The following is a 2820-nucleotide window of genomic DNA, read 5'->3' as shown; positions in this document are numbered from 1 at the left end:
TTGAAATCCGTCATCGTTCCGTCCGTCCAATCTCCGCCAAGCATGCTCAAGCTTCACGATTTTTGCAACAGAGCCCCCGCGTCCTCGATGACGCGACGGCGCTGCACGCTGTACTGAGGCGTACGGCCGGTGCGCAGTTCGGGAGGTATGTCGGCGTCGACGTACCCATGCTCGGCCAGCTCGCGGCCTGGCATGAGCGCGTCGTCGACGGGACGCACTACAACGGCGAGGACGGGCGCGGCGACGGCGCAACTGGCACCGTCACCACGGCGGCAGAGCTGCACCGTGCCGCCGCAGCGTTCGATGCCGCCTCGGCCGCGCTGCGCGAAGCGCACGCAGCCAACGGCGTCGTGCGCTGGTACGACGATCCCCAGTGAGTCACGACGTGGACGGCCCGGATGCCGACACCGAGGAGCGCACCCGCATCGGGCAGGTGCTCGATGCAGCTCTGCCGCCGACGAGCGCCGACCGATAACGATCGTTTTCGGTGTGCAGCTCGGCGACGTCGCGGCGCTGCATGACACGCCGAACAGCGGCGCACCGAAACCCCCAACCGAAACTGAAACGCACCGATACTGAGCGCGTACCGTTTATGGCATGGCCGAAGTATTTGGGTACGCGCGAGTCTCGCGCAAAGAGCAAGATCCGGGCGCGCAGGAAGCCGAGCTGCGCGCGGCCGGCTGCAGTCGCGTGTTCGTCGACCACGGCGAATCGAGCCGCATCGCCGATCGCCCCGAGTGGCGCAAGCTCATCGACGTAGCTGCGCGCTCCGGCGACACGATCAAGGTCCGCAAGCTCGATCGACTTGCCGGCAGTGAGCGCCTGATGATCGAGGTGCTGTCCGAGCTGAACGACCGCGGCCTGAACATCGTAAGTCTCACAGAGCCCGCCATCGACACCACTACACCGATGGGGAAGGCGCTCTATGGCATCGTCGTGGTCTTCGCGCAGCTCCGCGTCGACACGATCAGAGAGAACACGCGCCTTGGATTGGAGCACGCCAGGAGCCAGGGAAGGGTCGGCGGCCGCCCAACCGTGATGACGGCCGAGCGGATCGCCGCGGCCGAGAAGATGCGCGCAGAGAACCAGAGCTACGCCCACATCGGGCGTGTGCTCGGAGTCGGCGCATCGAGCGTCATGCGCGCGCTCACAAAGTAGCAGTATAACTATGGTTATATTTGCGATAGACTTGAAGCGGAGGTGGAGACTATGACGATTACCGAGATCCCCGTCGAGGCGGTCGCTGCACGGAAGGCGCAGCACTTGCGAAACATCGGAGAGCTGGACTACCGGCGCAGTCTGCTGCGGCTGAAACAGCGTGGATTGCGTCAGAAGGCGATCGCCGATCTGGTGAAGGTCTCGCAGCCGAACGTGCAGAAGGTATTGCAGAGGGCCGCCACAATCCCGATGCCTCGTGAAGGTTTCTCTGGCGCAGATCCCTACGAGATTTGCGAGCGATACGCAGCCGGCCTGATCGACCGCGCGCAGCTTGTCGATGAGCTGACGCGCTGGGAGTATGTGCCGCGGGCTCAGACCAATGATGCGTTCGACGATCTGCTGATGGACGTTGCGGGCTCGGTCGATGACCTGGACCGCGCGCTGAGCCGTGGGCTGATCGACGATGAGCTGTACGACGAGATTGGCGATCGCATCGATGCACGGATGACGGCGGCGTGACCCCAGAGGAGCAGCGGCATATCGAGGTTGTCCAAGCGCTCTCTACTGCCGGCGGCCCACTCGACAAAGACGGCCCACACGCGACTACCAGAAACCCTGCTTGGTATCGCTCCAACGGGTCACGTAGAGCGGTACGACGGGCGACGCACGAGCGCATTAAGGCCGCGGTAGTGAGCCAGTCGCCGAACGCGAAAGATGAAGGTCGAGCACTTGTGCTGGCCGGCCCGCCAGGAGCCGGGAAAGGGCGAGTCGCCGATACCGTGCTCGGCGCGGATCGAGACCACTACGTGAATATTGACGCGGACGAGTTCAAGAAGCTGTTGCTGCGCGAAGCGATGGCAGATGGCAGCTATGAGGAATGGATCAAACCGCCAGAGGTGCGCGACTTAGAGGCGCAGGGGGAGCGGTTCTATCCACTTGAACTTGCCTCACTCGTGCATGAAGAATCGTCGATGCTTGCACGCGCGCTGCGCACAGAGATGATCGACCAGGGAACGAACATCATCGTCGACACGGTACTGAGCGACCCAGACAAAGCAGTGGAGCTTGGGGCGTATCTTGCGGACGCTGGCTACCAGGTAACGGTCGTCGACGTCGAGGTGCCGTTCGAGGTATCGCAGGATCGAATCGTGCAGCGCTGGCAGCACGCGATGCAGGAAGCCGAGGCAGGCAAAGCAGACGCACTCGGCGGACGATGGGTGCCAAGCGCATACGCTCGGCCGCTGTTCGACACCGAGCATGGGCGCTCGAAGTCACAGGACGCGGCAGCCCAGCTCGCGCAGTCATGTCCACGAGTGATCCGCTACGAGCGCCACTACACTAGTACCGAGGAGCACCGAGCATCGTTGGTTGAGGGGCGCGAAGCCCAGCCCACTCGTGAGGTCGCGCAGGTGCGGTCGAAGCCCGGCGGAAAGCTCGAAGCAGAGCAGTCGGTGAGCAGACTATCCGCGGCAAGTTTCAGTACCGATAGATCCGCACCGCGCAACGCAGACGCGCAAGTGAAGCGGCCAGGTTCGCGTTCTGGTCAAGTCCCGTGGAGTGGTGTAACCGTTTCGTGATCCTTCAAGGATGTGGGGGCTAGTTTTCGTTGTGATTGCAGATGCTCGCGACGAGCTCACTCACGGTGTCGGAGTACAGCCCAGG

General features: G+C 63.3%; 4 protein-coding genes. All 4 read left to right on the top strand.

Translation table 11 applies throughout. From position 1 onward, the window contains the following. On the top strand, window positions 1-377 hold a 377-nt coding region (locus tag AC1ROW_RS22165; protein WP_493021848.1), incomplete at its 5' end, for a hypothetical protein. 220 nt (window positions 378-597) lie between these two features. Beyond that, window positions 598-1158: a recombinase family protein gene (locus tag AC1ROW_RS22160; protein WP_253035904.1), complete on the top strand. Its 561-nt coding sequence runs from the start codon at window positions 598-600 to the stop codon at window positions 1156-1158. A 51-nt stretch (window positions 1159-1209) separates the two neighbouring features. Next, window positions 1210-1677 carry a hypothetical protein gene (locus AC1ROW_RS22155; protein ID WP_234001862.1) on the top strand — a complete coding sequence of 156 codons (468 nt, stop codon included), beginning with the start codon at window positions 1210-1212 and terminating at the stop codon, window positions 1675-1677. 170 nt (window positions 1678-1847) lie between these two features. Then, window positions 1848-2735, top strand: coding sequence for a zeta toxin family protein (locus tag AC1ROW_RS22150; protein WP_234001863.1), 888 nt, complete (start codon window positions 1848-1850; stop codon window positions 2733-2735). Window positions 2736-2820 lie beyond the last annotated feature (85 nt).

Source organism: Leifsonia sp. GW821-FHT13C09 (genome assembly GCF_058806435.1).
The sequence above is the reverse complement of the archived record's forward strand: the minus strand, read 5'-3'. Positions and strand labels throughout refer to the sequence as shown.

Bases quoted from the DNA above. Each gene is read 5' to 3' on its own strand.
- AC1ROW_RS22160 (WP_253035904.1), top strand. From the start codon at position 598: ATGGCCGAAGTATTTGGGTACGCGCGAGTCTCGCGCAAAGAGCAAGAT.
- AC1ROW_RS22155 (WP_234001862.1), top strand. From the start codon at position 1,210: ATGACGATTACCGAGATCCCCGTCGAGGCGGTCGCTGCACGGAAGGCG.